The sequence below is a fragment of the Ruegeria sp. CI1 genome, from assembly GCF_056536925.1.
This window is the reverse complement of record NZ_JBQFQP010000017.1, coordinates 49,253-76,040: the sequence shown is the minus strand read 5'-3', so window position 1 is coordinate 76,040 and position 26,788 is coordinate 49,253. Positions and strand designations below refer to the sequence as shown.

Sequence of the window (26,788 nt, the reverse complement as noted above, 5' to 3'; positions counted from 1 at the left end):
CGCAACAGGAAAACAATCCGTGGGCAACTAGGAAAAAGGGAACACTCGGAATCTTTCAGGGTGCGTTCTTCGAGAGCAAAATCTTAGGAGGCAACCGCCTCGCACTGTCCGCGGTCGCTGGAGATTGTTGGGCGCCGCATGGAGAGATTATATGTCAAATCCGCATGTTTGACGAACAGGGTCACGACAGTATTCTCGTCAGCATACATGAATGTAACGTTGCCGAGTCCCGGAAAAACCTTTGCGGGACCATTTATGTTCTGGCTTTTCATTTCGCCATCGTTTCCGGATGCGGGTTTAACCAACATCATTTCCGATCCGTCGATTTCAGATATGCATAGAAAATGCTGATCCCGGGCTGCCCCCATAGTTGCACAAAATACAAAGGCGGCAGAAAGCGTCGCTGTGGTTTTCATTCGTTTCTCTTTTTTGTGAGCTGAACAACTCTGAATGACCGTTACTAAAGTCTCGAGAATTGGACGTATCGAGGTCTTTCCGAGCTTAACCTGCCGACCGACTTGACCCCGGCGGCATACTCTCGCGTAGAAAAGGATTACGGCAGAATTAATCCGCTTTTTGGGCCAAAGAGAGACTTGAATGGCGATACATCAAACAAAGCGAACGCTTACCCGCCGAGGAAGGATTTCCTTACTTCGGGGTCCGCCAAAAGCTCCTGGCCGGTTCCGGTATAGGCATTCCGGCCTTGCACCAGCACATAACCTTTATCGGCGATTTCCAATGCTTGTCGCGCATTCTGCTCGACCATCAGAATGGGCAATCCGGTTCGGCTGACCTCAATAATTCGGTCGAACAACTCATCCATCACGATCGGAGAGACACCCGCGGTGGGCTCATCCAGCATCAACACCTTGGGTTTGGTCATCAGGGCACGACCGACTGCCACCTGCTGACGCTGGCCTCCCGAGAGTTCTCCGGCCGCCTGATGGCGCTTTTCTTTCAGGATCGGAAACAGGTCGTAAACCTGCTCCATCGTGTCCGTGAAATCATCAGTGCGGATGAAAGCGCCCATTTCCAGATTCTCTTCCACCGTCATCGACGTGAAGATGTTCGAGGTTTGCGGAACAAATCCCATACCCTTGACCACTCGGTCCTGCGGGGTGAGTTGGGTAATGTCCTCGCCATCCAGCCGAACTGTACCAGAACGTACGTCAAGCATTCCAAACACCGCTTTCATGGCGGTTGACTTGCCAGCTCCGTTCGGGCCGACAATGACCGCGATCTCTCCCTTGTCGACCGCGATGGTGCAATCATGCAGGATATCAGGACCCTTTCCATAACCGCCCGTCATCATGTCACCTATGAGAAACGGGCCGCCACCGACCTTGGAAGTCGGTCCGCTGTGCCGGTGAGCCGGGGTCATGGATCCAACACCTTTCGAGTTGGTAATCGATGCATCTTTGTTTCCACGATCCTCATGATAGGGATTGTCACTCATGCACCGGCCTCCAGTTTGTCCTTGTTCTTCAAACCGGTGCCGAGGTAGGCCTCGATTACGTGTTCATTGGCCTTGATCTCTTCCAGCGTACCCTCGGCCAAAACTTTTCCTTCGGCCATGCAAATCACCGGATCGCAAAGCCGCCCGATGAAATCCATGTCGTGTTCGATCACCACAAATGTATAGTTGCGTTCCTTATTCAGGCGCACGATCGCGTCGCCAATGGTATTCAGAAGTGTCCGGTTCACACCGGCGCCTACTTCGTCGAGAAATACGATCTTGGCGTCAACCATCATGGTGCGGCCAAGCTCCAGCAGCTTTTTCTGTCCACCCGAAACCTGCCCGGCCTTGTGGTCCGCCAGGTGCTCGATGGTCAGAAACTCCAGCACCTCGTCAGCCTTTGCGCGCAAGGCGCGCTCCTCGTCCGCGATCCGCTTGCGTCCAAACCAGGTGTTCCAAAGGGTTTCACCCGATTGGCCTCCAGGAACCATCATCAGGTTTTCTCGGCAGCTCATCGAAGAGAACTCATGTGCGATCTGAAAGGTGCGCAGTAATCCCTTGTGGAACAACTCATGCGGGGGCAGACCGGTAATATCCTCGCCATCCATCGTGACCTTGCCGCTTGTTGGCGGCAACACACCGGCAATAACATTGAAAAGAGTGGTCTTTCCCGCCCCGTTCGGGCCAATCAGCCCGGTTATAGAGCCTTTTTCGATTTCCAGCGATGCTCCGTCCACCGCGTGGAAACCACCGAAGTGCTTGTGCACGTCCTCGACGACGATCATGTTTTCCCCTAGCCGCAGTTTTTTACGGCCCTGTTGTTTGTTGCCCCATCCCCGTAAGAGGTGCGGTCTTTTGTCATTGAAACAGCCCGGGTACAAGGCCCGGGCTGTTCACTGTTCAAATGATCCGCAAGATCAGCGGTACTTGGCGGTAGTGATCTTACCGCCGTCAAGGACGATCTGGCGATAGTTGCCTGCGCTTTCGCCGGGTCCAATCAGTTCAACTGCTGTTGCACCGACATAATCGACGTCGCCACCATCCTTGATGATCTGAAGCGCTTTCGCCAGTTCACCAGGATAGATTTTTTCACCTGGTGCATTTGCAACATTCAGAACGTGCTCTTTGTACACCGACGAATCCTTGGAACCCGCCGCTTGCATCGCCAGCATGATCAGCGCAGCGGAATCATAAGCTTCAGGAGTGAAGGGCGAGGTCGCATCGAACGCGCCTGCTACCAGTTCCTCATATTTGGCAACACCGGGGCTGTCGGTGCCCGGATGTTGACCGGTCGATCCGTCGATCTCGTCGCCGAAGTTTTCTTCCAGCTTGGCGCCGATCATCCCGTCGGGAAAATGGAATGTATCGAATGCACCCGAGTCGATGGCTGCACGCACGATACCCGAGCCACCCTGGTCAACATAACCGGCCACGACCAAGCGATCGCCACCTGCAGCGGCGAGTGCGCCGACTTCGGCGGCATAGTCCGCCTTACCGTCTTCATGGGCTGCCGAGATGGTAACCGTTCCGCCAGCCGCTTCGAACGCTTGCTGGAAGCTGTCGGCCAGACCTTTGCCATAGTCGTTGTTGGTGTAGGTCAACGCAACATTGTTTATGCCTTCTTCCAACAGGATATCTGTCATGACCTGGCCTTGGCGCGCATCGGACGGTGCGGTGCGGAAAAACAGACCGTTGTCTTCCGCGTCCGACAATGCCGGCGAGGTCGCCGAGGGAGAGATCATGACGATACCATTCGGAACCGCGACGTTTGACAGAATCGCACCAGTCACACCGGAGCAGTCCGCACCCATGATGCCGTCGACTTTGTCTGAAGTGACCAGACGTTCTGCCGCGGCTGTCGCGGCGCCTGCGTCGACGCAAGTCGAGTCGGCACGTACGGAGGTTACGGTTGCTCCGTCCAGCAGCAGGCCACTGTCGGTAACTTCCTTCATTGCCAGTTCAGCGCCATCGGCCATTGAGGGCGTCAATGATTCGATAGGCCCTGTAAAGCCTAGGATGACACCGATCTTAACGTCTTCGGCCATTGCCGCGCCGGCCATAAGTGCAGTTGCTGCGGTAGCAGTTAGCAGCTTTTTCATAAGGTTACTCCCTTGTTGGAACGTGATCGTTCTGGAAGAGACCCTAGGCAAGCTGTGGTGAAAAGAAAAGTCCTAACGAAATTGTGCTTTTGCTGGGCGTAACCTATTTGATTTCATAAGGTTTGATGGAATTTCGCACCCATTTCCCTGAGATCGGAGGTCGATATGCTGCGGCTTTCAATGTTGATTCTCTTATTCGTGTGGCCGTTCTCGGAGGCCAATGCCGACTCGCTGAATACAAGCGTCGGAGCCGTAGTAACGACCAAAGCGATTTCTGGGCTGGATACGCCTTGGGCTATTGGCCTTTTGCCCGATGGCGGAGTGCTCGTGACCGAGCGTGACGGCAGTCTTGTTTATGCGAAAGATCAAAAGATGATGCCGATAAAGGGCGTGCCCAAGGTATTTGCATCAGGGCAAGGTGGTTTGCTGGATGTCACCATTCCACGGGACTTCGCCGAAACGCACGAGATACTCCTGACTTATTCCAAGCCCCAGAAAGATGGAGCAGGGACCGCGCTGGCGGTTGCAAGACTTAGTGAGGACGGCCAGTCACTGACCGATGTGCGCACGATTTTCGAAGCAGCGCCCGGAGCCAGTGGCGGGCGGCATTTTGGCAGCCGTGTCGTTGAGGCAGCAGACGGAACACTGTTTGTCACGTTGGGCGAACGAGGTGACCGTCCCTCGGCCCAGGACCGCTCAAACCACAACGGGTCGATCATCCGAATAAATAGAGACGGGTCAGTTCCGAATGACAATCCGTTTATCGGAAATCCCGGCATACGCTCCGAGATCTGGACTTACGGGCATCGCAACCCGCAGGGTGCCGGGCTAGATTTGCAGGGCAACCTGTGGACGTCCGAGCATGGCGCCAAGGGCGGTGATGAGGTGAATCTAATCAGGAAAGGCGCGAACTATGGCTGGCCGGTGATTTCCTATGGCACGCATTATTCCGGTGCTAAAATTGGTGAAGGCAGCGCAAAGGCAGGGCTGGAGCAGCCCGCGTTCTATTGGGACCCATCCATCGCACCGTCAGGCTTGATGGTCTATTCCGGAAAGCTCTGGCCCGAGTGGAAGGGTAGTATTTTCGTTGGTTCGCTGAAGTTCGACTATATCTCACGACTGGCTGGAAACCCGCTGCGAGAAGTCGAGCAGATCAAAGGCCCTCAGACCAATCGGGTTCGCGATATCGTCGAGTCACCGGATGGGTCGATCTGGTTCATTTCAGTTGGACAGGGGGCAGTTTATCGAATGTCGTCCGACTGATCCTCAGATCGACAATCGCGACGCGTGGGTTCCCCGCTCGCGATACGGCGTCGTGTTGTAGTGCGCCCGGTAGCATTTGGAGAAATGCGACGGGCTGGCAAATCCGCAGGCCAGCGCCACGTTAATCACGCTCATATCGGTCTGCATCAGCAGGTTGCGCGCCTTTTGCAGGCGCAACTCCATGTAATACCGTTTGGGCGAACGGTTCAGGTAACGGCGAAACAAGCGTTCCAGCTGGCGTGTCGACATGCCGACATCCCGCGCCAAAACCGAGGGTGAAATCGGCTCCTCGATGTTCTTTTCCATCATCTGGATAACCTGGCTCAGTTTCGGGTGGCGCACACCGATCCGGGTTGGGGTGGACAGGCGTTGCGTGTCCTGATCGGTGCGGATCGAGGAATAGATCATCTGATCCGCCACGGCGTTGGCCAGTTCCTCTCCGAAATCATCGGCAATCAGTTTCAACATCAGGTCGATAGACGACGTACCGCCAGCGGTCGTCATCCGGTTGCCGTCGACCAGAAACACGGATTTCGTCAGCTCGACATTCTCGAACTCTTCGGTAAAACTGTCCGCGTTTTCCCAGTGGATCGTGGCGCGTTTGCCGTCCAAAAGACCCGCTTTTGCAAGAACGTGGGCACCGGTACACAGGCCCCCGATGCGTATCCCCTTGCGCGCTTCGCGCCGAAGCCAGTTCAGCATCTTTTTGGTTGCCGCTTTCTGGATTTCCACGCCGCCGCAGACCAAAACCACGTCTTCGCGATTCAGATCGCCCAGATCATCGTCCAGATTGAAGGATGTGCCCGCCGAACACAATGCAACCTCACCGCCTTCACCTACCAATTGCCAGACATATAGTGCCTTGTCCGCCATCCGATTTGCAATGCGCAGGCTGTCCAGCGCCGACGCAAACGACAGCATCGAAAACTTGTCCAGCAACACAAAGATATAGCGGCGCGGTTTGGCCGGCGTGTTTTCCACTTCGACAACTTGGCGTTGCTCTTGCATTGCGGACTGTCCTTGATTCCGGTGTTTCGCACGTATGACGAGTTCTTGCGAATATGGCAGCCAACATGCTCAGAGCTTGTTTGCGTCGTCAAGAGGCGCAAAAGAGATATGGTCACTTGTTTCGGCTTTTTGTATAGAGACCCCCTGAAATACCTCAGCGGAGAACCAAGCTATGACCGAGTGGCAAAAATCGAACTGGCGCAGCAAGCCGCGGGTTCAGATGCCCGACTATACCGACCCGGCCGCACTGGCCAAGGTTGAGGCGCAGCTTTCCAAATATCCGCCGCTGGTTTTCGCCGGCGAGGCGCGGCGTCTGAAACAACATCTCGGTGCTGCGGGACGTGGCGAAGCCTTTTTGCTTCAGGGCGGCGATTGCGCCGAAAGCTTTGAGCAATTCAGTGCCGATGCTATCCGTGACACCTTCAAGGTCATGCTGCAAATGGCGATGGTGCTGACTTATGGCGCCAAGGTCCCGGTTATCAAGGTGGGGCGGATGGCCGGACAGTTCGCCAAACCACGCAGTGCGCCGACCGAAGTTGTCGATGGTGTTGAACTGCCCAGCTATCGTGGTGATATCATCAACGAATTGGCCTTCACACCCGAAGCACGCATTCCGAACCCGGAAAAGATGCTGCAGGCCTTTACTCAGGCAGCGGCCACGCTGAACCTACTGCGTGCATTTTCGACGGGCGGGTTTGCTGACATGAGCCGCGTGCATTCCTGGACTTTGGGATTCACCGACGATCAGGATGTTCAGAAGTACTCCGAGATTGCGGATCGCATTCAGGACACGATCGACTTCATGGAGGCCGCCGGAATAACCGCCGACACCACCCATGAATTCTCGACCGTGGAGTTCTATACCAGCCACGAAAGCCTGTTGTTGGAATATGAAGAGGCACTGACACGTCTCGACTCGACATCTGGTAACTGGTTGGCGGGTTCCGGCCACATGATTTGGATCGGCGACCGCACTCGCCAACCCGACGGCGCGCATGTGGAATTCTGCCGCGGCGTATTGAACCCAATCGGGTTAAAATGCGGCCCGACCACGACTGCCGAAGATCTCAAAGTGTTGATGTCAAAGCTGAACTCCGACAACGAAGAGGGTCGACTAACACTGATCGCACGCTTCGGCGCCGGTAAGGCGGGTGAACATCTTCCGCGATTGATCAAAGCTGTGAAAGAAGAAGGCGCCAAGGTGACATGGGTCTGCGACCCGATGCACGGCAACACGATCAAGTCGGCGACCGGCTACAAGACTCGCCCGTTCGAAGCGGTTCTGCGCGAAGTACGGGATTTCTTTGGTGTTCATCAATCCGAAGGCACCATTCCCGGTGGCGTACATTTTGAGATGACCGGTCTCGATGTCACCGAATGCATTGGCGGTGTTCGGGCTGTCACCGAAGAGGACCTCTCGGATCGCTATCACACAGCCTGCGACCCGCGCCTGAATGCCAGCCAGTCACTGGAATTGGCCTTCCTTGTGGCGGAGGAACTGACAAATCTGCGCCGCGACCGGAACAAGCGCGCTGCCAGTTAAAATACTATAGTCAATGGAAACGGCGGGCTTCCTGCCTGCCGTTTTCTTTTGAGCTCAAATCGGCCGGTTTTGCCCATGGGCCGCTCAGTCCATTGTGATGACGACCTTCCCCAACACTTTACGATTCTGCATCAGTTCCAATGCCTTCCCGGCCTGATCCAAAGGTATTCGAGCGCTGATTTTAGGTTTGATCTTCCCTTCAGAATAGAGGTGCAACAGATCACACATGTTTTGTGCATGCCTTTGTGGTTCGCGAAACACTGATGCGCCCCAGAATACGCCAATGATTGAAACTCCTTTGAGCAGCGGCAGATTCAATGGAATGCTGGGAATACCCGCAGGAAAACCAATTACCAGATAGCGCCCTTTCCATGCCATTGCGCGCAAGGCCGGCTCGGCATAGCCGCCGCCTACTGCGTCGTAAACAACGTCAACGCCCTCACCGTCTGCCAGACGCTTGATTTCCGTCGAAAGTGCCTTTTGCGCCTCCTTGTCCAATTCCAGCGGATAGATCAGCGTTTCGTCTGCGCCAATCTGGCGGCAGAACGCCGCCTTCTCCTCAGATGAGACGGCAGCGATGACACGTGCACCCACCGCCTTGCCAAGTTCGATGGCTGCCGCTCCGACACCGCCCGCTGCTCCCAGGATGAGCAGCGTCTCATCCACACCAAGCGCAGCACGGTCCTTGAGTGCGTGATGAGAGGTTCCATAAGTGAAAACGAAACAGGCGGCATCTTCGTAAGGCATTTCATCCGGAATCTTGATCGCAGCCTCCGCTTTTATGACCAGGTGCGTGGCAAACCCCCCAAAGCCTGTAAGGGCCAGAATGCGGTCGCCGACAGAGAACCCTTTGACGGCGTCGCCGACTGCAATCACTTCGCCCGCGATTTCGCCACCTGGTGCAAAGGGGCGAGGCGGCTTGAGCTGATAGAGGTCTCGGATCATGAGAGTGTCCGGAAAATTCACACCGGCAGCACGAACGCGCACCAGCAACTGGCTCTTGCCGGGGTCCGGATCCGGAAATTCCTTGAGTTCCAGTGTTTCCGGCCCGCCCGGAACGGTACTCAGCATTGCCTTCATGGTCTTTCGTGCCCTCCACCGTATCGAACCTGAAAAATGACGTTAAGTCTTGGAGGCGCCCGAATGATTGTCAACCAAGTGTCGAAATGCAATTCTTAGGCGCAATCTCAGTAGAACCAAGTGATGCCTAACACTTGCGCGCCAAAGTTTGCTGAATTCTGTGAAATCGAGGAAACTGTGACGCCCGTAAGCCTGTTTTCACTTCACGGAAAGACGGCATTCATCACTGGTGGCGCGATGGGAATTGGCCGTATGGCTACAGAAGCGCTTGTGCGGGCAGGGGCCAGCGTATTGAATGCATCCAGAAAGGGTGAGGCCTGCAAGGCCGCGGAACAGGCACTCGACGCATTGGTTGCGTCCGGGCAGGCAGACGGTTTTGCAAGCGACGTGGGAGCCAGAGATGGCATTGCAATGCTTTGTGAAGAAGTGAAGGAAAGAGTTCAATCCATTGATATTCTAGTGAATAATGCAGGCACAACATGGGGCGCTCATTTGGGGCAGTTTCTGTATGACGTTTGGGAAAAGCACATCTCCGTCAATGCGGCCGGGATGTTCGAGTTGACCCAAAGGCTTTTGCCTATGCTCAAGAAATCGGCATTTGTAGATGATCCCGTCCGGATCATCGATGTTGGCTTGGTGTTGGGAGAGGTGCCGATGGGCAATGGAGCTTACGTAACCGGCGCTGTCATACCCGTTCCAGGCCGTATCAACGCAAAGTCCGCTCTAGGAATCTTCGAAAAATCATTGATAACAAGTGGTTTGCAAGATGCAGTTAAAGTTTAAGGTCGAAAAATGAAGGATTTGATTTGGAAACGCAAGGAGGGTCATCTGCCAGTACAATTGAGGGGGCTCCGGATACCCATGATCGGCGCGCCGTTGTTCATAATTTCCGTTCCCGAACTTGTGGTTGCCCAGTGCAAGGCTGGCATAATCGGATCATTCCCTGCACTTAACGCACGTGAGGCTGAGGGAGAAGCTCCTTTGCTGGACGTTTGGTTGAAGCAAATCATCGAAGAACTGGATCGCCACAACCAAGCCAACCCCGACAGACCGGCCGCGCCTTTCGCGGTCAATCAAATCGTGCATCGTTCCAACAAAAGGCTGGAGCGGGATCTGGAGATTTGCGCCCGCTGGAAAGTCCCGGTCTGGATCACCTCGCTGGGTGCGCGTGTAGATGTCAACGAGGCCGCCCATGGTTGTGGTGGCGTGGTTCTGCACGATGTCATCAATAACACCTTTGCCAGAAAGGCGATCGACAAAGGTGCCGATGGATTGATAGCCGTTGCCGCCGGGGCTGGTGGGCACGCCGGGCAACAGTCTCCTATGGCGCTAATCCGAGAAATTCGCGCATGGTTTGACGGGCCTGTGGCCTTGTCTGGCGCGATCGCCTGTGGAGAGTCGTTGTTGGCAGCCCGTGCGATGGGCGCCGATTTCGGATATGTTGGCTCACCCTTCATCGCAACGCACGAAGCCAATGCAGGGATGGATTACAAAGAAATGATCGTCGATAGCAGTGCCGAAGACATCGTTTATTCGTCACTGTTTACCGGGGTTCACGGGAACTATCTGAAAGCGTCGATCCAGCGCGCCGGACTGGACCCCGACAATCTGCCCTCGGCTGACGCAACGGCGATGAATTTCAGTCAGGGTTCCTCCAAGCCTAAAGCCTGGAAGGAAATCTGGGGGTCGGGGCAGGGGATCGGCAACGTTTCGGAGGTTGTTTCGACCGCCGAACTCGTCGACCGGATTAGTGTTGAATATCGGAGCTCCGGGGCAAAACTAGCAACCGAGTTTGTGGAGTGAAGGATAATAGGGCGTGATGAGTGAACAGCCACTTGCACTCGACCTCAACGCGGTGGACGCCTATCTACGCGTTCATCTGTCAGGATATCAGGGTCCTCTGCTGTGCGAAAAATTTGAAGTTGGACAGTCAAACCCGACGTATTTGCTGAAGACGCCTGAGCGAAACTATGTACTGCGTCGCAAACCTCCCGGGGTTTTGTTGAAATCCGCCCATGCCGTCGACCGTGAGTATCGCGTGCAAAAATCATTGGCGGGGTCGAAGGTGCCGGTCGCGCAGATGTATTTGTTGTGCGAGGACGAAAGCGTCATCGGTTCAATGTTTTATGTGATGGAATATCTTGAAGGTCGGAACTTTTTTGAACCGACAATGGCAGGTGAAACGAAAGAGACGCGCAGCGCGGTCATTGACGAAATGAACCGGGTGCTTGCTGAATTGCATATGGTCAATGTTGATGCCGTGGGGCTTGGCAATTTTGGCCCTTCTGGCGATTATTTTGAAAGACAGATCGGTCGCTGGAGCACTCAATACAGGGCTTCAGAAACCGAAACGATTCCAGAAATGGATAGGTTGATTGAAGCGCTACAACAAAATTTACCCACCAACGATGGGCAACGGACACTTGTGCATGGCGACTACCGGATCGACAACATGATCTTTGAAAAAGAAGGAACAAACTGTCTGGGTGTTCTGGATTGGGAACTGTCAACCATAGGGCACCCTTACGCCGATCTTGCCGCTGTCATCATGCAATGGCAAATGCCGCCGGGGCAAGAGGGGCGGGGTTTGGCCGGGGTTGATCGCGCAGCACTAGGATTGCCGTCGGATGACGAGTTTGTGGCTCGATATTGTCAGCGACGGGGGTTGAGAGGAATTGAAAATTTTGGGTTTTACCTTGCTTTTAACTTCTTCCGAATGGCAGGGATACTTCAAGGGGTCTATCGGCGCGCGTTGGAAGGAAATGCCTCCAATCCTGAACGGGCGAGGCAACTCGGCCAATATGTTCCAATGTTTGCCCAGCATGGTCTGACTGCGCTTGGCCGTTCAGATTGACCTGGTGTCGCAATGAAGGATCCGCGCGCAAAAATCTGAGGTTTCGTCGATTTGTTCGGATGCTATCTGGAAATGCGCAAGGAGAAAGACGAGATGAGCGATTTTCTGGAACTCAGAGAACACGATGGCGGTATTGAAGAGTTAGTTCTTGGGCGTGGGCCGGTAAACGCGCTAAGCGCAGAGTTTCTAATGGCGTTCTCAGAGCAGATAAAGGAAATGGAGCAGAACGACGAAGTTCGAGCTATCGTTTTGTCCAGCGCATTCAGGGTGTTCTCGGCTGGACTTGATCTGAAGGAGGCGACAAATTTCGACATTCAAGAGCAGAATGAAATTGTCGAAGGTCTGAACGTTGGGTTTCTCTCATTATTCGAATGTCGAAAACCCACAGTAAGTGCCGTGAACGGAGCAGCAATAGCTGGTGGAATGTTTTTTGTACTTGCCTCGGATTTTCGCGTTGCTGCTGCACGAGCGACGCTTGGCCTTGCAGAGGTGCGAGTTGGTGCGGATTTCCCCGCAGGTCCGCTTGAAATCGCGCGCGCGACACTCGATCCCAATACGCTCAGACGATTGATGCTGACGGGTCAGCCGATGAACTCCGAGACGGCCTTGCGCTTCGGTGTGATCGATGTCGTCGACGACGATGTCCTGAACCGGGCCATAGGCGAAGCCAAAAAACTGGCAGCTATTCCGCCGAAAACCTATGCCTCGGTGAAACGACAGATCCGTCAAGGCACAATTGATCTGATCCGCAGCCGAATGGCCAACGGCGCGAATGCACCAGAAGGTGGCTGGTTCAATGAAGAAACCAGAGCGGCGATGAATCGAATGATCGGTTAGTTGTCCCATCAAATATTGGATTCCGGATCGCTAACAACATTCAACGATTGGGGTCGGAGAGGAGAACCGCGATGAACGGCGCTACAAAACAAGGGGTGGATCCCGGGCGGTTAAATCGAATCGGCGAATGGATGCAACGCTATGTCAATGAACGCAAATATCCCGGCAGTTCGGTTCTGATCCATCGGCACGGAGAGGAGGTATTTTTCAACGCCTGCGGCTTGCGGGATCTTGAACAGAGCCTGCCATTCAAACGTGACACAGTTGTTCGCCTTTATTCGATGACCAAGCCTATCACCTCGGTCGCCATAATGATGCTGGCTGAACAGGGTCTTTTTCACTTGGGCGTGCCAATCTCGGAGTTTTTGCCTGAATTCAGCAATTTGCATGCGTTGGTTGCCGGCGCCGAGCGGATTGACCAAGTCGAACCAACCACCACGCCAACCCTGCATCACTTGCTGACACACACCAGCGGCCTGAGTTACCCATTCAATCCAGGCGTTTTACCAAAGGCCATGGATAAGCAGGGTATAATGTTCAAGCCCACACAAGGCGTTTTGGCTGATATGGTTCAACAAGTCGCTGAACTGCCCTTGGCCTTTCAGCCGGGCACAAGGTGGGAATACTCGGTTTCGATCGATGTTCTGGGGCGCGTGATCGAAGTTGTTTCGGGAAAAAGTCTGGATTGCTTCTTCAAACAGCAAATCTTTGACCTTCTGGGCATGACTGAGACTGCGTTTTCGGTTCCTGCCGGAGCGGAAAACCGATTTGCCTCGCTCTATACTCCACTGTCTGGTGATGCCATGGCGCTTAATGACGCGAAATCCGGTGGAGAAACATTGAGGTTAGTTGACGAGGACGGAGGATCACCATTCGAACATGCCACCATGTTCTCCGGCGGTGGTGGCCTCGTGGGTACGATTGATGACTATCATCGCTTTGTAGATATGCTGCGACGAAAAGGTGAAAGTAACGGCAATCGTTTGCTTGGCTCCAGCACGGTAGATTTCATGATGCGCAACCATCTGGCCGGCGACATTGCCTCGATGGGGCCAAGCAGCTTTGCGGAACAGCCCATGAAGGGGCTGGGATTTGGCATCGGAGGCGGTGTTGTTCTTGATGCCGCGCGGTCAGGCACGATCGGGTCGGTGGGTGATTACAGTTGGGGTGGAATGGCATCGACATTTTTCTGGTTGGATCGGGTTCACGACCTGAGCGTGGTCTTTTTCACTCAGCTCTCACCTTCCAGTTCCTATCCGTCCCGCGCCGAACTCAAAGCGCTTGTCCATGGGGCATTGCTCGGCTGAGAGGCAAAGAACAAGACGTAGCATGCTGTGATACATTGTTTAAATTCAAGGTGTAAGGAAATGACGGACGCGGAAAAGATCCTGCTCGATCTTTTGAATTTGGAAAGGTTGGAAGTCGATCTCTTTCGCGGACCGGGATCGGGCGGTGAAACACCGACTCGGATCTACGGCGGGCAGGTAGTCGCACAGGCATTGTCGGCAGCTTACAGAACGGTGGATGACCGGCTGTGCCATTCTCTGCATGCATACTTTATACGGCCTGGAGATCCCAGTATTCCTGTCGTTTATCAGGTGGATCGCGCTCGAGATGGTGGTTCGTTCACGACCCGTCGCGTGGTCGCAATTCAGCACGGAAAACAAATTCTCAATATGTCGACGTCATTCCATGTCAAAGACAGCGGCTGGACTCACCAACACCCTATGCCCAATGCCGGAAAACCAAACGACCATCCTTCGCGGGATGAGTTGCGGCAGAAGTATCTCGGCAAGGTAACCGAAAAATACCGCTCGGAATTCCTAAGGGAGCGCCCAATCGAGGTTCGAGAAGTCGATCCGCTGGACCTTTTTGATCCCGAACCCAGCGACGACCGCAACCACCTTTGGTTTCGAATGCGGGCAGCAGCAGGTGAGGACGCGAAAACCCAACATCTTCTGTTGACCTACGCGTCGGATATGGCGCTTTTGAGTTCTGGTCTTCGACCTCATGGACTGAGTTGGTTCAAACGGCAGGTGAACGGCGCAAGTCTGGACCATGCGATGTGGTTTCACGCTCCAGTTCAGATCGAAAACTGGCATCAGTATTCAATGGACGCGCCGTGGACGGGGCAGGGGCGAAGCTTCAATCGCGGTTCCATTTATACAGAAGACGGAATTCTGGTCGCCTCCGTCGCACAGGAAGGTTTGATGAGACGCCCAAAGGTTTAGCTCTGGCCACTGGATATTTGATTTAGATTTTTCATCCCTCTGATCCAACGGCTACAGTCTTCGACCTTCATGCGCATGTAATCGCCAGCCTGAGGATGCGGCAGAACCAAGGACCGTTGTTTTGTATTGCCTCAACGCAAGTGTTCGCCACCGCTTCGGACTCAATGATGCGGTCTTCCTTGCTAGACTGTTCTGCCAGTACTTCTCCAATCCGTGATGCAGCACCCGATAGGACGAAAATTTCGTTCTTTAGATCCTACACTTCCTCGACGATCTGGTTGAGACGAGGTCCAACTGTTCCGTTCGTCCACGCAACATACGGAGTTTGCTTGGGCATGTCGCTTACAGGATTAAAAATTACATAATACCAATTACACGTTTTCTACATGTACCCGGGAGCGCGCTACCCTGAAGTGAGAATCCTATAAAAAACAATTCGTTATCTAATAGAAGATCATGGCATGGGGGCCGTTTACACGCAACTATCACTGCAAGAACGTCGCAAAATCGAGAACTGGTGGCACGCAAAGGTGCCCGTTCGGGAGATGGCGCGCGTGAAGCGCCACAAATCGACGATTTTTCGCGAGATCAAACGTAATTTCTGGGCCGATGATGCGTTCCCCAAGAAGTACGCGGGATATTTTGGCCATGCGGCTCATTTACAAACTCAGAAACGTCGATCCGTGCGTGCAGCGCAAGCTGATCCGACGCCCCGATCTCAGTAAGCGAGTCATCGCCCGCCTCAAACAAGGATGGACACCTGAGCAGATCGGCAATCGGATGATCCACGAAGGTGCAAAAATGCGCGTGTGTCAGGAAACGATCTGTCGGCACATCTATTCCAACGAAGTTCTGGCGCAGGAGTTCTGGTGGTTCCTGCCCCAGTATCGCAAGTCTCGTCGCCCACGCCGTGCCAGAAAGCGCTAGGCTCCAAGGTTCGATCGTGATGTGAGCATCCTGTTTCGACCGGACGACGCCGCGCACCGCCGTCAGTTCGGTCACTGGGAGGCTGGCCTTGTACTGTTTAAACAGCGCTTTGGGCAATCAAATGTAACCTCGCTTGTCGAGCGGGTCAGCCGATTCACGGTGCTTCTGAAGAATCCGAACAAACGCACGAAGTCTGTCATGGGAAAAATCAAAAAAGCAATACGCGACCTCTCTCACGTGGCGCGCAAGTCCGTCACCTTTGATCGAGGAACGGAGTTCGTCAGATGGCCCCATCTCCACGCTGAGATCGGAACACAAACGTGGTTCTGCGATCCGTCTTCCCCCCTGGCAGAAAAGCACCGTCGAGAACACCAATCGCCGGGCGCGAAGATGGTTGCCCTGCAAGCGCGACATCACGGCGGTCTCAGATCATGAATTGAAAATGTTCTGCGACCGCCTCAATGCAACCCCCAGGAAATGCCGTGTATGGAAGACACCAACAGAGGTGTTCAGAGAAAAGAGGATGAAAGAGATGGGCGAATGCCCCTACCCCGAACGCCAATAGCAGTCGCGGTTCACATATCGCCCACAACTATCTTTCAATAGAACGCCTGCAACCCGGTTTGCGCGCGCCCGAGAATCAACGCATGTACATCATGAGTACCTTCGTAGGTGTTCACGGTTTCAAGATTGACCATGTGGCGAATGACCTGAAATTCCAGCGAGATTCCGTTTCCACCGTGCATGTCCCTCGCCATGCGCGCAATCTCCAGGGCCTTGCCGCAATTATTGCGCTTGATTATCGAAATCATTTCGGGCGCCGCATTCGCTTCGTCCATCAGCCGCCCGACCCGAAGGCTGGCCTGAATGCCCATTGCAATCTCGGTCTGCATATCCGCCAGCTTCCGCTGGAACAACTGTGTCTGTGCCAACGGACGATTGAACTGATGACGATCAAGGCCGTATTGCCGGGCCGAATGCCAGCAATGCTCGGCTGCCCCCATTACACCCCAACTAATTCCATAGCGCGCCCGATTTAGGCAACCGAAGGGACCTTTGAGGCCCTGAACATATGGAAGCAGAGCATCTTCACCTACTTCGGCACCATCAAGCACGATTTCCCCCGTGATAGATGCACGCAGGCTGAGTTTGTTCTGGATTTTCGGGGCGCTCAGTCCCTTTATGCCCTTGTCCAGAACGAATCCGCGGATCTTGCCATCATGTGCATCGGACTTAGCCCAGACCACAAAAACATCCGCGATCGGAGCATTGGAAATCCACATTTTTCTGCCGGTCAAACGGTAGCCGCCTTCGATTTTCTCGGCCCTAGTTTTCATACTGGCAGGATCACTTCCAGCGTCAGGCTCGGTCAAGCCGAAGCACCCGATCCACTCGCCGCTGGCCAATTTGGGTAAGTACTTCCTGCGCTGTTCTTCGCTGCCATAGGCGTAAATTGGATACATCACCAGCGAGCTTTGCACCGACATCATGGATCGGTAACCGGAATCGACCCGTTCAACCTCGCGCGCCACAAGGCCATAAGCGACATAGCCGGCGCCTATGCCGCCGTATTCTTCGGGAATCGTGGTGCCCAACAGGCCCATTTCGCCCATTTCCCGAAAGATTTCCGGATCGGTTTGCTCGTTCTGGAAGGCATCTGTCACACGTGGCTGTAGTTTTTCCTGCGCATAGAACCGTGCGCTGTCGGCAATCATCCGTTCTTCTTCAGTCAGTTGATCGGATAAGCGAAAAGGATCCTCCCATGCAAAGGTTCCAAGATCGGGCGCGTCCTTGGCTCGTAGGGTCGGTTTCGTCGTCGGAGCATTCATGGTACTTCTCCAAATTTCTGATTGCGCGAACCCTACTCTGCGATTTTCGCAAAAAACAGCGATACTTTTACATGTTTATATGACAAAAACGCATACATGGACATGCCACGTAGACTATTTCCATCAATCACCGCGCTTCGCGCATTGGAAGCCTTGGACCGCCTCGGATCTGCTTCCGCTGTTGCCGAAGAATTGACTTTGACTCAAAGTGCCATCAGCAGACAGTTGCAATCTCTCGAGACACAACTGGGTGTGGAACTGATCCGGAGAGACAAGAAACGGCTAACGTTGACGTCCACGGCACAAACCTATGTTCAGGAAATTCGCGAAGCCCTGAACCAGATCGCGCAAGCCTCGTTGCGCCTGCATGTCGCGCCAGTTGGAGGAACTCTGAACCTTGCCATACTTCCGACCTTTGGAATGCGGTGGCTCATGCCGCGTCTTCCTGACTTCGCGAGGCGTCACCCCGAAATTACAATCAACATGTCAACCCGGCTTCGCCCTTTCAACTTCGCTACCGAAGCCTTTGATGCCGCATTGCATTTTGGTGAACCTGACTGGCCCGGAACAGAGCGGCTGCTGTTGAAGACTGAACGCGTTCTGCCCGTTTGTGCGCCCGGTCTCATGCCAAATGGTGCACCGAAAGTCGCCGAAGGTTTGTTGCGTTATCCGCTTTTGCACATTCAAACGAGGCCACGCGCTTGGCAGGATTGGTTCACTCAGATGGGAGTTGATCGCAAAGCTCCGCTAAACGGCACTATCCACGACCAGTTTGCAACGATTATACAGGCGGCAATTCACGGCTTGGGCGTGGCGCTGCTTCCCAGCTACCTGGTGGAACAGGATCTTGCCACGGGTCGTCTGGTTGCAGCCTATCCCGATGCGGTGGAGACCGTCGGAGCCTATTACCTTGTCTGGCCGATATCGAAGTCGACTGATCCGTCACTGCGCGAGTTTCGGCACTGGTTGGCAGGGCAAGTCGAACCTGAAGAAACCTTGCCGCGCTAACCCAGCGCGTACCCTGTCCCACGAACGGTTCGCAACGGGTCCGTTCCTCCATGTTGCATCAACGCCTTGCGCAAACGCCCGATATGAACGTCAACGGTTCTGGTGTCGACAAAGATGTCGCGCCCCCAAACCCGATCCAACAATTGTTCGCGACTCCAGACCCGACCCGGCTTTTCCATGAATGTGCTGAGCAGTCGAAACTCTGTTGGCCCAAGTTTCAGGGCCTTGTCCCCTCGACTGACCTTGTGGGTTTCCGCATCCAGTACGATGTCGTCATATTCCAATTTAACACCAACAGTCGAAGGTCGCACCCTCCTGAGTTGACTGCGGACCCGCGCCATCAATTCGACAACAGAATAAGGTTTGACAACATAATCATCCGCGCCAGTTTCCAATCCGCGCACCTTGTCCACCTCTTCCGAGCGCGCCGACAGCATGATGATCGGTATCGATCGCGTTTCGGGCCGCGTTTTCAAACGGCGGCACACTTCGATGCCGCTCAGGTTGGGCATCATCCAGTCGAGAACGATAATGTCCGGGCTGTCTTCGTCGACCAGCAACAGGGCCTCTTCCCCATTGGCTGCGCGGGAAACGCGAAAGCCCTCGGCCTCAAGATTATAGGCCAGAACCTCGCGCTGCGCAGGCTCATCCTCTACAACCAGAACCGTCGGTTGATCGGTGGGCATGTCAGCCTCCCTCAGATCGTCTGCGAGGTTGTGTCGGCCTTGGGCCGGGCCTCGGTCGGGCGACTGCCGGTTACCAAGTAAACCACTTGCTCGGCGATTGCGGTCACATGATCGCCCATTCGTTCGATGTTTTTGGCGATGAAATGCAGATGCATGCATGCAGAAATACTGCGGGGATCTTCGGCCATGAAGGTAAGCAATTCACGAAACAGGCCATTGTACATCTGGTCAACATCATGGTCGCGCTCTATCACATCGTTTGCCAGTTCCGGATCGCGCTGGATATAGGCATCCAGGGCATCGCGCAGCATGTGTTCAACCTCACGCGCCATCCGGCGCAGTGCCGAAGCGCTGCCGTTCACCTCCGCCGCGTCCACAAGAACGGTTGTTCGCTTGGCGATGTTCTTGGCGTAGTCACCAATTCGTTCGAGATTTGCCGAGACCTTCAGGACGGACAACACCAACCTCAAATCCCCGGCTGTCGGAGAGCGCAGCGCAATCAAGCGGGCCGTTTCTTCATTGATCAGTTCTTCGAGCTCGTCGATTGCCTTGTCATCCTTGCGCACTTGTTGCGCCAATTCTTCATCACGCGTTTCCAGAGATCTGGCTGCGCCCATGATTGCGGCCTCCACCAAGCCACCCATCTTCATGATATGCGCTTGAACGGCTTCGAGATCGCGGTCGTAAACTGAAGTAATATGCTGTTCCGTCATGTTTTTTTCTCGTCTTCAGCCGATCCGGCCAGTGATGTAGCTTTCGGTTCGGGGATCAATCGGGTTGGTGAAAATCTGACCGGTCTCACCAAATTCCACAAGATTACCCAGGTGGAAGAAAGCGGTTTTCTGGCTGACCCGGGCTGCCTGTTGCATAGAATGGGTCACGATCACCACCGAATATCGTTGACGCAGTTCGTCGATCAGTTCTTCGACTTGTGCTGTTGCTATCGGATCCAAAGCCGAGCACGGCTCGTCCATCAACAAAACCTCGGGTTCTGTTGCAACCGCGCGCGCAATGCACAAACGTTGCTGCTGCCCCCCTGACAGGCCGGTTCCGGGGGCATCAAGACGATCTTTGACCTCATCCCAGATTGCCCCGCGACGAAGAGATTTTTCCACGATTTCATCCAGTTCCGCCTTGTTCTTTGCAAGGCCATGGATGCGGGGACCGTAAGCTACATTGTCATAGATCGACTTGGGAAAAGGGTTGGGTTTCTGGAACACCATCCCGACCTTGGCGCGCAATTGAACCGGATCGACCCGCTTGTCATAAATATCCTCGCCATCCAGCAGGATATCACCTTCGACACGGCAGATGTCGATTGTGTCGTTCATTCGATTGAGGCAGCGCAGAAAGGTGGACTTGCCGCAGCCCGACGGACCGATGAAGGCCGTCACCGTCTTGTCCTCGATCTCGACACTCACATCCTTGATGGCATGGGCTTCGCCATAGTAGACCTGAACGTTTTTTGCCGTGATCTTGGGTTCCTGCGTTTCCACTTCTCTCTCCACGCGAGACAAATCTTTCATATCGTGCCCCTTTTACCAGCGGCGTTCAAAGCGGCGGCGAAGGATCACGGCCACGGTGTTCATGGTGACGAGGAAGACAAGCAAGATGATGATGCCTCCCCAAGCGCGTTCGTAAAAGGCCGGATCGGCCCGTTTTGCCCATTCGTAAATCTGTGCCGGCATAGCGGAGTTCGGTGACAATAGCCCGCTTGCGATGCCGTCCGGCGCATTCGAGGCGATGAATCCCACCATGCCAATCAGAAGCAGCGGCGCTGTTTCACCAAGGGCCTGCGCCAAACCGATTATTGTTCCCGTCAGAATGCCTGGAGCGGCCAGAGGCAGCACGTGATGAAACACGGATTGCATCTTCGATGCCCCTACCCCAAGCGCCGCATCACGAATGCTGGGCGGTACCGATTTTAGCGATGCACGAGTCGAAATGATGATCGTTGGCAGGGTCATCAGCGTCAAGACCAGCCCTCCCACCAGAGGTGCGGACATCGGCAAGTGCATATAGTTGATGAAGACTGCAAGGCCCAGGATACCAAAAACGATCGACGGTACAGCGGCCAGGTTTGAAATGTTCACTTCGATGACATCGGTCAGCCAGTTTTTCGGCGCAAATTCCTCAAGATAGATCGAAGCTGCCACTCCTATTGGCAATGCCAGCACCAATACCACCAGCATCATGAACAGCGATCCGATCATTGAAACCCCCATACCTGCCGCTTCCGGCCTCTGGTCAGAGGCGTCGGCACCAAAGATGAAATCGGGATTGAAGGTTTTTTTCAGGACGCCCGCGTTGCGTAGTTGGTCCACGAAATCCAGCTGCTCGGCAGAAATGGACTTGTCATTTTCGATGGAAGCCCGCGTGACTCGGCCTTTCAAATAGCCGTCTACTCGCGAATTGGCGAGAAAACGAAACTCGATTGTTTTTCCGATCTTGTCGGGATGTGCCAGAACATACTCACGCAATTGCGCGACTGCGCTTTTCGACAGAATGCCTGCCTGATCTTTCGTTTTCAGTTCAGTATTGAGCCCAAGCTTTTTCACTTCGGTCTCAAAGGCGTTGTTGATGAGAGGCGCATAGCCAAAGGTGGTCACCTTCTTGATGTCTTCAAGATTCCGGTCGCCTTTCTTGTCGAGTTTGCTTTCCAGCAACTCGACCGGCAGGGTTACAAAGGTTTGCGTAAATGCACCCATGCCCTTGCTCACAATGTTATAGACCAGTAGCACAAGCATCAGCAGGCCAATGGCAATTGCAACGGCACCATACGCCTTGAACCGGGTCTCGGCGCGATTTCTGCGGATGGTGCGGGCATCTTTCTTTAGCAGTGAAGCGTTTTGCCTGCGGGACGAGACGCCGTTTCGGCTGATATCGGTCATTCGTACTGCTCCCGGTATTTGCGCACGATGTAAAGCGCCAGAACGTTCAGGCCGAGTGTAAGGACGAACAGCGTCAGGCCTAGCGCGAACGCGACCAGCGTCTCTGGGCTGGCAAAGTCGGTATCCCCGGTCAGCTGGCTGACAATCCGGGTGGTGATAGTTGTCATTGATTCCAAAGGATTAAGCGAGAACTTGGCAATAGCCCCAGCCCCCATGACGACGATCATAGTTTCACCGATAGCGCGCGAGGCGGCCAGCAGAACCGCGCCCACAATGCCGGGCAGCGCGGCGGGAAGGACGACCTGGCGAATGGTTTCGGATCTAGTCGCGCCCAGGCCCAGCGAGCCGTCGCGCATCGATTGTGGAACGGCGTTGATGATATCATCGGACAGGGACGAGACGAACGGGATCAGCATGATCCCCATCACCAATCCTGCGGTCAGTACCGACGTTGCACCGGCCATCCATTCGACCCCCAGAAACCCGCCCTTGGAAAAAACGTTTGCCAGCATCGGGCCAACGGTCAGCAATGCAAAGAGGCCGTAGACGATTGTCGGGATGCCGGCGAGAATTTCGATCATTGGCTTGGCAAAGCTGCGGGTGGCCTTGCCGGCGTATTCGGACAGGTAGATTGCGGCGAATAGTCCAATTGGTACTGCCACCAGAAGCGCGATGGCCGAAATGTACAACGTGCCCCACAGCAGCGGCAGAATGGACAATTCGGAATCGCCGCGGAAATTCGGCGCCCAGGTGCTGCCCAGGAAGAAGTCCTTCCAATCATGCATGCGGAAGAAATTCGTGGTCTCGAAGAGCATCGACAGAACGATGCCAACTGTGGTCAGAATGGCCAGCGAGGCGGCCAGGATCAGTAACGCCAGAATGCCGCGTTCGACGGTATTGCGCGCCCGGAAGTCTTTGTGAGTTCTCGCGTAGGAGACTGCCAGACCGCCAAGGGCAAGCGCTGCGACGAGGATTGCCATTGCACTTCCGCCAAGGGTGTTCATCCGACGATAGCTTTGTGCGGCGCGCAGAACCTCAGGGCGAACATCCGATCCCAGCGCGACGCCGAGATCACCCAATTGCGCACGGATATCTGTTTCCTCTGCATCCAGTGCGCGGGCCTCAAGTCGGGTCAGGACACCCTGTTGCACGGCGATGTCCAATCCATCGGCCACACGCCGGACATCGGACATAAGCAGGTCACGGGTCGATTCCTGCGGAATCGCCTCGTCGGGGATCATGCCCGAGACCCGGCTCTCGACGATCATGGGCTGTGCCAGCAGCCATATGACGAGAACGCCGAGCGCGGGCACAAGAGATGTCAGCGCCACGTTAAATCCGTAGTAGACGGGCAAGGAATGGAGGGCGCGCGTGTTGCCGCCAGCCGAATTCAGTGCGCGACGGCGCCCGGCGACATACCCGATGGCGGCCAGAACAAACAGCGATATCACCAGCCAGAGTGTCGGCATCAGAACCAATATCCGTATTCAGAAGCAGCAAGACCGGGGCAGCGCTCCTGCCCCGGTCAGTTTCGGATGATCGCGGGCAGATTACGAATTGCCGTCCATAGTGGCTTCGTCTGCGACAGCGTTCTGGGTGTCGCCCAGTTCAGGGTCGGCGACCAGGCCGTATTCGGCCAATGGGCCATCGGGGCCTGCGACCTCGTCAGCGACGAAGAACTCGACATATTCCTTGAGGCCGGGGATCACACCGATATGCGCTTTCTTCACGTAGAAGAACAGTGGGCGGGACACCGGGTATTCGCCGGTTGCGATCGATTCGGTCGAGGGAACGATGCCCGACATGGTGGCAACCTGCAGCTTGTCGGTGTTGTTCTCATAGAAAGCCAGACCAAAGACGCCGATGCCGCTTTGGTTTGATTCGATGCGGGCCAGCGTTTCGGTGTAATCGCCGTCGATATCGACAGATTTGCCATCGGTGCGCAGAGCGATACAGGCTTTTTCAGCCGCTTTTTTGTCATCGCCATTGGCCGCCATGAAAGCTTCGAATGCGCCGGTTTCCTCGCAGCCAGCAAGGATTACCTTGTCTTCGAACACCTCGCGGGTGCCGTGCTTGGTTCCGGGGATGAAGGCCTGAATATCAACAACCGGGAAATCCGGGTTCACATCGGCCCAAGTGGTGTTGGGGTTGTCGACCAGAGCGCCGTCGACCAGAATCTTGTCGGACAGGGCCGAAAACCAGTCGCTTGGGGTGAACTCATAAGAGTTGCCGTTGATATCGCTGGCAAAAACGATGCCGTCATAGCCGATGCGGACCTCGATAATGTCGGTTACGCCGTTTTCGGCACAGACCTTGATTTCCTTGTCCTTGATCTTGCGTGAGGCATTGGCGATGTCGATAGTGTTTTCGCCCACACCCTCACAGAACCGCTTGAGGCCAGCGGACGACCCACCGGATTCAACAACCGGCGTCGGGAAGTCGAAATTTTCGCCAAAAGCTTCGGCAACGATCGAGGCATAAGGCAGTACGGTCGACGAGCCGGCAACCTGAACCTGATCACGAGCGGCGGCAGCAGTTGCGGATACAGCGGCAATTGCGAGGGCCGAAGCCGACAGTTTCACAAAGGACATTTCAGTCTCCTTGGTAGAGATACGTTTGCGATCACCCCATGATGATCCTGGGCGCACTCCTAGGGACGGCGCGTAAGCCTTTTGTGACGGGTTTGTAACAGTTGCATGACAACTGGCCGGGTTTGGCAAAAATATTCCGCATTGCTGTTATGCGCATGTTTCATGACTGACACATCAATGCCAAATCTGCTGGAATCACCGCGGCAGGGACACCGTGAAGGTTGATCCTTTGCCAACCTCGCTTTCGACCCGCAGCCGCCCGCGATGGCGATTGACGATGTGCTTGACGATGGCAAGCCCCAGCCCGGTGCCGCCAAGTTGACGCGAGCGGTGGCTGTCAGCGCGATAGAACCGTTCGGTCAGCCGGGGCAGATGAATCGCATCTATCCCCGGCCCCTTGTCGATGATCTGAACCCGCGCTGCGGGGCCGCGAAGGGCCGGATCGCGTTCGGGTGTCATCAGGATCGCGGTCACTTGTCCACCGCTGCCGCCATATTTGATCGCGTTTTCGATCAGGTTGGTGAAGACCTGTCGGAGCTGATCGGGATCACCCTTGATCATTACCGGGTCGTCGGGCGTTTCCAGTTTCAGGGAAACATTCGCGGTGTCAGCCAAGGGGCGAAGGGAGTTCATCGTGGTCAGCAACACCGTCGAAAGGTCGAGTTCCTGCTTTGGGCGCACCCGTTCTTCGCTTTCGACGCGGTTCAGAGACATCAGGTCGCCAACCAGACGGTTCATCCTGTCGGCCTCATCCGCCATAATCTGAAGAAAGCGTGCGCGGGCTGTTTCGTCGTCCTTCGCCGGGCCGCGCAGAGTTTCGATGAATCCCATGAGCGCTGTCAACGGGGTGCGTAATTCGTGGCTGACATTGGCGACGAAATCCCGTCGCATTTGCCCGGCCTGTTCAAGATGGGTGATGTCCTTGAAACAGACAAGCGCCGCCCCTGCCTCGGTCTCGCCGAGGTCAGATATGAATCGGCATTCGACCTCGAAAGTGGTGTCCTGTGCGCCGTCGTTGGCCAGGTGCCGAGTGATTGTGGGCTCTGTGGTCTTAAGCGTTTTCTCCAGAGCTTCGATGACCTGCGGCTGGCGCAGGATGGTTGCAAAATGTCGACCTGAGATCTGTTGCCCCAAGAGTTTCCGAGCATCGGAGTTTGCGACAATGATCCGTTCGGACCTGTCCACCAGAACCGCAGGCATGGGAATTGCAGTGATGAATTTTGACAGGAGATCAAGTGGCATGGGTGGATTCGCGACTATTGGGTTGCCCGGCGACTGCTAAACCCGGATTGCGGTGTCTCGCTGGCGGAGTGTCATGAGACGGGGACAAGGGTTTCGCGAAACTTGCGCATGTTTTCCTGATACATCCGCGCGCTCAAGGCAAGCCGGGCGGCGGCCGTGTCATCGAGTTGGCGCACGACCTTTCCGGGAGTGCCCATGACCAATGAGTTGTCTGGGATTTCCTTGTTTTCAGTGATCAGTGCCCCAGCCCCGATCAGGCAGTTCCTGCCTATTTTTGCGCCGTTCAGGACGATGGCGCCCATGCCGATCAGGGTGTTGTCCCCGATCGTGCAGCCATGCAGCATCACCTTGTGGCCGATGGTGCAGTCGCGGCCGATGGTCAAGGGATAGCCCGCGTCGATATGCATGATGCAGTCTTCCTGCACGTTGCTGCCAGCGCCCACACGGATCTCTTCGTGATCGGCGCGGATGGTGCAGCCGAACCAGACCGACGCGCCTTGTTCGAGCACGACCTGGCCGATTAGGTTGGCATCCGGTGCGACCCAGGTGTCTGGGTGGATCCGTGGCTTGTGTTCGCCGAGAGCATAGATCGTCATGACGTTTCCTCGAATTCGGATTGCAGGGCGCGCACGTGGTCCGTCAGGTGCGGCTGTTGGATGCGGCGCAGTCGGGTCGCGGTGATGATGGTCTTGAGCGCCTCTTCGGTCGCGTCCAGATCATCGTTGATCAGCACGTGGTCGTAACTGCCCCAGTGACTGATCTCGTCCCAGCTTTTCTGCATCCGGCGCGCGATGGTTTCGGCATCGTCCTGACCACGCGATTCCAGTCTGCGGCGCAACTCGTGGATCGAGGGTGGCAGGAGGAAGATCGACAGCGTGTGCTGACCCAGATCGGAGTTTCGGATCTGTTGCGCCCCCTGCCAGTCGATGTCGAACAGAACGTCCTGCCCGTTTTCGATGGCGGTTTGTACCGGGCCCTTGGGTGAGCCGTAGAAGTTGCCGAAGACGTGGGCATGTTCCAGCATTTCGCCCTTGTTCACGGCGGATTTGAACGCCTCTTCGGTGATGAAGTGATAGTCCTGTCCGTCGATCTCTGTGGGGCGTGGTTCGCGGGTGGTGGCCGAGACCGAGAACCGGATGGATGCGTCCCACGCCCGCAGCCGTTTGGCCAGCGTGGACTTGCCCGCGCCCGAGGGTGAGGACAGAATGATCAGAAGGCCCCGGCGATTTGCCATGATGTCGTA

At 55.2% G+C, this 26,788-nt stretch carries 25 protein-coding genes and 1 pseudogene; 10 read left to right on the top strand and 16 right to left on the bottom strand.

What is annotated here, in order from left to right:
- Positions 1 to 83 precede the first annotated feature (83 nt).
- The 4 genes from ACR0LZ_RS18300 to ACR0LZ_RS18285 all read right to left on the bottom strand — a co-directional run bounded on the left by ACR0LZ_RS18300 (position 84) and on the right by ACR0LZ_RS18285 (position 3,555).
- A complete protein-coding gene (locus ACR0LZ_RS18300) occupies positions 84 to 416 on the bottom strand; it encodes a hypothetical protein (RefSeq protein ID WP_480751433.1) in 333 nt (110 codons plus the stop codon).
- Between the two features lie 209 nt (positions 417 to 625).
- Positions 626 to 1,456: an ABC transporter ATP-binding protein gene (locus ACR0LZ_RS18295; RefSeq protein WP_480751431.1), complete on the bottom strand. Its 831-nt coding sequence runs from the start codon at positions 1,454 to 1,456 to the stop codon at positions 626 to 628.
- Positions 1,453 to 2,241, bottom strand: a complete 789-nt coding sequence (locus ACR0LZ_RS18290) for an ABC transporter ATP-binding protein (RefSeq protein ID WP_480751429.1) — start codon at positions 2,239 to 2,241, stop codon at positions 1,453 to 1,455. The genes ACR0LZ_RS18295 and ACR0LZ_RS18290 overlap by 4 nt, the downstream gene beginning before the upstream one ends.
- A 132-nt stretch (positions 2,242 to 2,373) precedes the next feature.
- On the bottom strand, positions 2,374 to 3,555 hold the full coding sequence (locus ACR0LZ_RS18285; protein ID WP_480751427.1) for an ABC transporter substrate-binding protein: 1,182 nt from the start codon (positions 3,553 to 3,555) through the stop codon (positions 2,374 to 2,376).
- A 165-nt stretch (positions 3,556 to 3,720) separates the two neighbouring features.
- On the opposite strand from ACR0LZ_RS18285, the gene ACR0LZ_RS18280 reads away from it, so the two are divergent.
- Complete coding sequence (locus ACR0LZ_RS18280) at positions 3,721 to 4,818, top strand: PQQ-dependent sugar dehydrogenase (RefSeq protein WP_480751425.1); 1,098 nt, start codon at positions 3,721 to 3,723, stop codon at positions 4,816 to 4,818.
- Between the two features lie 3 nt (positions 4,819 to 4,821).
- Here ACR0LZ_RS18280 and ACR0LZ_RS18275 read toward each other — a convergent pair whose 3' ends face one another.
- Complete coding sequence (locus tag ACR0LZ_RS18275; RefSeq protein ID WP_480751424.1) at positions 4,822 to 5,826, bottom strand: GlxA family transcriptional regulator; 1,005 nt, start codon at positions 5,824 to 5,826, stop codon at positions 4,822 to 4,824.
- A gap of 172 nt (positions 5,827 to 5,998) precedes the next feature.
- Here ACR0LZ_RS18275 and ACR0LZ_RS18270 point away from each other — a divergent pair, with 172 nt between their 5' ends.
- Positions 5,999 to 7,369, top strand: coding sequence for a class II 3-deoxy-7-phosphoheptulonate synthase (locus tag ACR0LZ_RS18270; RefSeq protein WP_480751422.1), 1,371 nt, complete (start codon positions 5,999 to 6,001; stop codon positions 7,367 to 7,369).
- A gap of 84 nt (positions 7,370 to 7,453) precedes the next feature.
- Here the strand turns inward: ACR0LZ_RS18270 and ACR0LZ_RS18265 are convergent, their stop codons facing one another.
- Complete coding sequence (locus ACR0LZ_RS18265) at positions 7,454 to 8,449, bottom strand: NADPH:quinone oxidoreductase family protein (protein ID WP_480751420.1); 996 nt, start codon at positions 8,447 to 8,449, stop codon at positions 7,454 to 7,456.
- A 123-nt stretch (positions 8,450 to 8,572) separates the two neighbouring features.
- On the opposite strand from ACR0LZ_RS18265, the gene ACR0LZ_RS18260 reads away from it, so the two are divergent.
- From ACR0LZ_RS18260 to ACR0LZ_RS18230, 7 genes and pseudogenes are all read left to right on the top strand, one after another.
- Positions 8,573 to 9,232 (top strand): SDR family NAD(P)-dependent oxidoreductase, encoded by a 660-nt coding sequence (locus ACR0LZ_RS18260; protein WP_480751419.1) that lies wholly within the window; start codon positions 8,573 to 8,575, stop codon positions 9,230 to 9,232.
- A 9-nt stretch (positions 9,233 to 9,241) separates the two neighbouring features.
- Positions 9,242 to 10,252, top strand: coding sequence for an NAD(P)H-dependent flavin oxidoreductase (locus ACR0LZ_RS18255; RefSeq protein ID WP_480751417.1), 1,011 nt, complete (start codon positions 9,242 to 9,244; stop codon positions 10,250 to 10,252).
- A 16-nt stretch (positions 10,253 to 10,268) separates the two neighbouring features.
- Positions 10,269 to 11,303: a phosphotransferase family protein gene (locus ACR0LZ_RS18250; protein WP_480751415.1), complete on the top strand. Its 1,035-nt coding sequence runs from the start codon at positions 10,269 to 10,271 to the stop codon at positions 11,301 to 11,303.
- A gap of 93 nt (positions 11,304 to 11,396) precedes the next feature.
- Entirely contained in the window at positions 11,397 to 12,140 is a 744-nt protein-coding gene (locus ACR0LZ_RS18245) for an enoyl-CoA hydratase/isomerase family protein (RefSeq protein ID WP_480751414.1), read from the top strand.
- Positions 12,141 to 12,211: 71 nt separating this feature from the next.
- The gene (locus tag ACR0LZ_RS18240; RefSeq protein WP_480751412.1) at positions 12,212 to 13,447 is read left to right on the top strand and encodes a serine hydrolase domain-containing protein; all 1,236 of its coding nucleotides are present in this window, start codon (positions 12,212 to 12,214) and stop codon (positions 13,445 to 13,447) included.
- A gap of 60 nt (positions 13,448 to 13,507) precedes the next feature.
- On the top strand, positions 13,508 to 14,371 hold the full coding sequence (locus ACR0LZ_RS18235) for an acyl-CoA thioesterase (RefSeq protein ID WP_480751410.1): 864 nt from the start codon (positions 13,508 to 13,510) through the stop codon (positions 14,369 to 14,371).
- A 461-nt stretch (positions 14,372 to 14,832) separates the two neighbouring features.
- Positions 14,833 to 15,863, top strand: a pseudogene (locus ACR0LZ_RS18230) (IS30 family transposase).
- A 34-nt stretch (positions 15,864 to 15,897) separates the two neighbouring features.
- Here ACR0LZ_RS18230 and ACR0LZ_RS18225 read toward each other — a convergent pair.
- The gene (locus ACR0LZ_RS18225) at positions 15,898 to 17,127 is read right to left on the bottom strand and encodes an acyl-CoA dehydrogenase (RefSeq protein WP_480751408.1); all 1,230 of its coding nucleotides are present in this window, start codon (positions 17,125 to 17,127) and stop codon (positions 15,898 to 15,900) included.
- Between the two features lie 96 nt (positions 17,128 to 17,223).
- Here ACR0LZ_RS18225 and ACR0LZ_RS18220 point away from each other — a divergent pair, with 96 nt between their 5' ends.
- Positions 17,224 to 18,135 carry a LysR substrate-binding domain-containing protein gene (locus ACR0LZ_RS18220; RefSeq protein WP_480751456.1) on the top strand — a complete coding sequence of 304 codons (912 nt, stop codon included), beginning with the start codon at positions 17,224 to 17,226 and terminating at the stop codon, positions 18,133 to 18,135.
- Here ACR0LZ_RS18220 and phoB read toward each other — a convergent pair.
- The 9 genes from phoB to gmk all read right to left on the bottom strand — a co-directional run bounded on the left by phoB (position 18,132) and on the right by gmk (position 26,779).
- Entirely contained in the window at positions 18,132 to 18,821 is a 690-nt protein-coding gene (phoB, locus tag ACR0LZ_RS18215) for a phosphate regulon transcriptional regulator PhoB (protein WP_480751406.1), read from the bottom strand. The two genes, ACR0LZ_RS18220 and phoB, sit on opposite strands and share 4 nt — an antisense overlap.
- Positions 18,822 to 18,832: 11 nt before the next feature.
- Positions 18,833 to 19,534, bottom strand: a complete 702-nt coding sequence (phoU, locus tag ACR0LZ_RS18210; RefSeq protein ID WP_480751404.1) for a phosphate signaling complex protein PhoU — start codon at positions 19,532 to 19,534, stop codon at positions 18,833 to 18,835.
- Between the two features lie 15 nt (positions 19,535 to 19,549).
- The gene (pstB, locus tag ACR0LZ_RS18205) at positions 19,550 to 20,347 is read right to left on the bottom strand and encodes a phosphate ABC transporter ATP-binding protein PstB (RefSeq protein ID WP_480751403.1); all 798 of its coding nucleotides are present in this window, start codon (positions 20,345 to 20,347) and stop codon (positions 19,550 to 19,552) included.
- 12 nt (positions 20,348 to 20,359) lie between these two features.
- Entirely contained in the window at positions 20,360 to 21,712 is a 1,353-nt protein-coding gene (pstA, locus tag ACR0LZ_RS18200) for a phosphate ABC transporter permease PstA (protein ID WP_480751401.1), read from the bottom strand.
- Positions 21,709 to 23,181 carry a phosphate ABC transporter permease subunit PstC gene (gene pstC, locus ACR0LZ_RS18195; RefSeq protein WP_480751400.1) on the bottom strand — a complete coding sequence of 491 codons (1,473 nt, stop codon included), beginning with the start codon at positions 23,179 to 23,181 and terminating at the stop codon, positions 21,709 to 21,711. The genes pstA and pstC overlap by 4 nt, the downstream gene beginning before the upstream one ends.
- An 81-nt stretch (positions 23,182 to 23,262) precedes the next feature.
- Positions 23,263 to 24,303: a substrate-binding domain-containing protein gene (locus ACR0LZ_RS18190; protein ID WP_480751399.1), complete on the bottom strand. Its 1,041-nt coding sequence runs from the start codon at positions 24,301 to 24,303 to the stop codon at positions 23,263 to 23,265.
- A gap of 195 nt (positions 24,304 to 24,498) precedes the next feature.
- Positions 24,499 to 25,545 (bottom strand): sensor histidine kinase, encoded by a 1,047-nt coding sequence (locus ACR0LZ_RS18185; RefSeq protein ID WP_480751397.1) that lies wholly within the window; start codon positions 25,543 to 25,545, stop codon positions 24,499 to 24,501.
- A 71-nt stretch (positions 25,546 to 25,616) separates the two neighbouring features.
- On the bottom strand, positions 25,617 to 26,141 hold the full coding sequence (locus ACR0LZ_RS18180) for a gamma carbonic anhydrase family protein (protein ID WP_480751396.1): 525 nt from the start codon (positions 26,139 to 26,141) through the stop codon (positions 25,617 to 25,619).
- Positions 26,138 to 26,779, bottom strand: coding sequence for a guanylate kinase (gene gmk, locus ACR0LZ_RS18175; protein WP_480751395.1), 642 nt, complete (start codon positions 26,777 to 26,779; stop codon positions 26,138 to 26,140). The genes ACR0LZ_RS18180 and gmk overlap by 4 nt, the downstream gene beginning before the upstream one ends.
- Positions 26,780 to 26,788 lie beyond the last annotated feature (9 nt).

Bases quoted from the DNA above. Each gene is read 5' to 3' on its own strand.
- pstB (WP_480751403.1), bottom strand. From the start codon at position 20,347: ATGAAAGATTTGTCTCGCGTGGAGAGAGAAGTGGAAACGCAGGAACCC.
- ACR0LZ_RS18265 (WP_480751420.1), bottom strand. From the start codon at position 8,449: ATGAAGGCAATGCTGAGTACCGTTCCGGGCGGGCCGGAAACACTGGAA.
- phoU (WP_480751404.1), bottom strand. From the start codon at position 19,534: ATGACGGAACAGCATATTACTTCAGTTTACGACCGCGATCTCGAAGCC.
- ACR0LZ_RS18220 (WP_480751456.1), top strand. From the start codon at position 17,224: ATGGACATGCCACGTAGACTATTTCCATCAATCACCGCGCTTCGCGCA.
- ACR0LZ_RS18180 (WP_480751396.1), bottom strand. From the start codon at position 26,141: ATGACGATCTATGCTCTCGGCGAACACAAGCCACGGATCCACCCAGAC.
- pstC (WP_480751400.1), bottom strand. From the start codon at position 23,181: ATGCCGACACTCTGGCTGGTGATATCGCTGTTTGTTCTGGCCGCCATC.
- phoB (WP_480751406.1), bottom strand. From the start codon at position 18,821: ATGCCCACCGATCAACCGACGGTTCTGGTTGTAGAGGATGAGCCTGCG.
- ACR0LZ_RS18245 (WP_480751414.1), top strand. From the start codon at position 11,397: ATGAGCGATTTTCTGGAACTCAGAGAACACGATGGCGGTATTGAAGAG.
- ACR0LZ_RS18225 (WP_480751408.1), bottom strand. From the start codon at position 17,127: ATGAATGCTCCGACGACGAAACCGACCCTACGAGCCAAGGACGCGCCC.
- ACR0LZ_RS18300 (WP_480751433.1), bottom strand. From the start codon at position 416: ATGAAAACCACAGCGACGCTTTCTGCCGCCTTTGTATTTTGTGCAACT.
- ACR0LZ_RS18270 (WP_480751422.1), top strand. From the start codon at position 5,999: ATGACCGAGTGGCAAAAATCGAACTGGCGCAGCAAGCCGCGGGTTCAG.
- ACR0LZ_RS18260 (WP_480751419.1), top strand. From the start codon at position 8,573: ATGCCTAACACTTGCGCGCCAAAGTTTGCTGAATTCTGTGAAATCGAG.
- pstA (WP_480751401.1), bottom strand. From the start codon at position 21,712: ATGACCGATATCAGCCGAAACGGCGTCTCGTCCCGCAGGCAAAACGCT.
- ACR0LZ_RS18250 (WP_480751415.1), top strand. From the start codon at position 10,269: ATGAGTGAACAGCCACTTGCACTCGACCTCAACGCGGTGGACGCCTAT.
- ACR0LZ_RS18255 (WP_480751417.1), top strand. From the start codon at position 9,242: ATGAAGGATTTGATTTGGAAACGCAAGGAGGGTCATCTGCCAGTACAA.
- ACR0LZ_RS18235 (WP_480751410.1), top strand. From the start codon at position 13,508: ATGACGGACGCGGAAAAGATCCTGCTCGATCTTTTGAATTTGGAAAGG.
- ACR0LZ_RS18295 (WP_480751431.1), bottom strand. From the start codon at position 1,456: ATGAGTGACAATCCCTATCATGAGGATCGTGGAAACAAAGATGCATCG.
- ACR0LZ_RS18285 (WP_480751427.1), bottom strand. From the start codon at position 3,555: ATGAAAAAGCTGCTAACTGCTACCGCAGCAACTGCACTTATGGCCGGC.
- ACR0LZ_RS18280 (WP_480751425.1), top strand. From the start codon at position 3,721: ATGCTGCGGCTTTCAATGTTGATTCTCTTATTCGTGTGGCCGTTCTCG.
- gmk (WP_480751395.1), bottom strand. From the start codon at position 26,779: ATGGCAAATCGCCGGGGCCTTCTGATCATTCTGTCCTCACCCTCGGGC.
- ACR0LZ_RS18240 (WP_480751412.1), top strand. From the start codon at position 12,212: ATGAACGGCGCTACAAAACAAGGGGTGGATCCCGGGCGGTTAAATCGA.
- ACR0LZ_RS18190 (WP_480751399.1), bottom strand. From the start codon at position 24,303: ATGTCCTTTGTGAAACTGTCGGCTTCGGCCCTCGCAATTGCCGCTGTA.
- ACR0LZ_RS18290 (WP_480751429.1), bottom strand. From the start codon at position 2,241: ATGATCGTCGTCGAGGACGTGCACAAGCACTTCGGTGGTTTCCACGCG.
- ACR0LZ_RS18275 (WP_480751424.1), bottom strand. From the start codon at position 5,826: ATGCAAGAGCAACGCCAAGTTGTCGAAGTGGAAAACACGCCGGCCAAA.
- ACR0LZ_RS18185 (WP_480751397.1), bottom strand. From the start codon at position 25,545: ATGCCACTTGATCTCCTGTCAAAATTCATCACTGCAATTCCCATGCCT.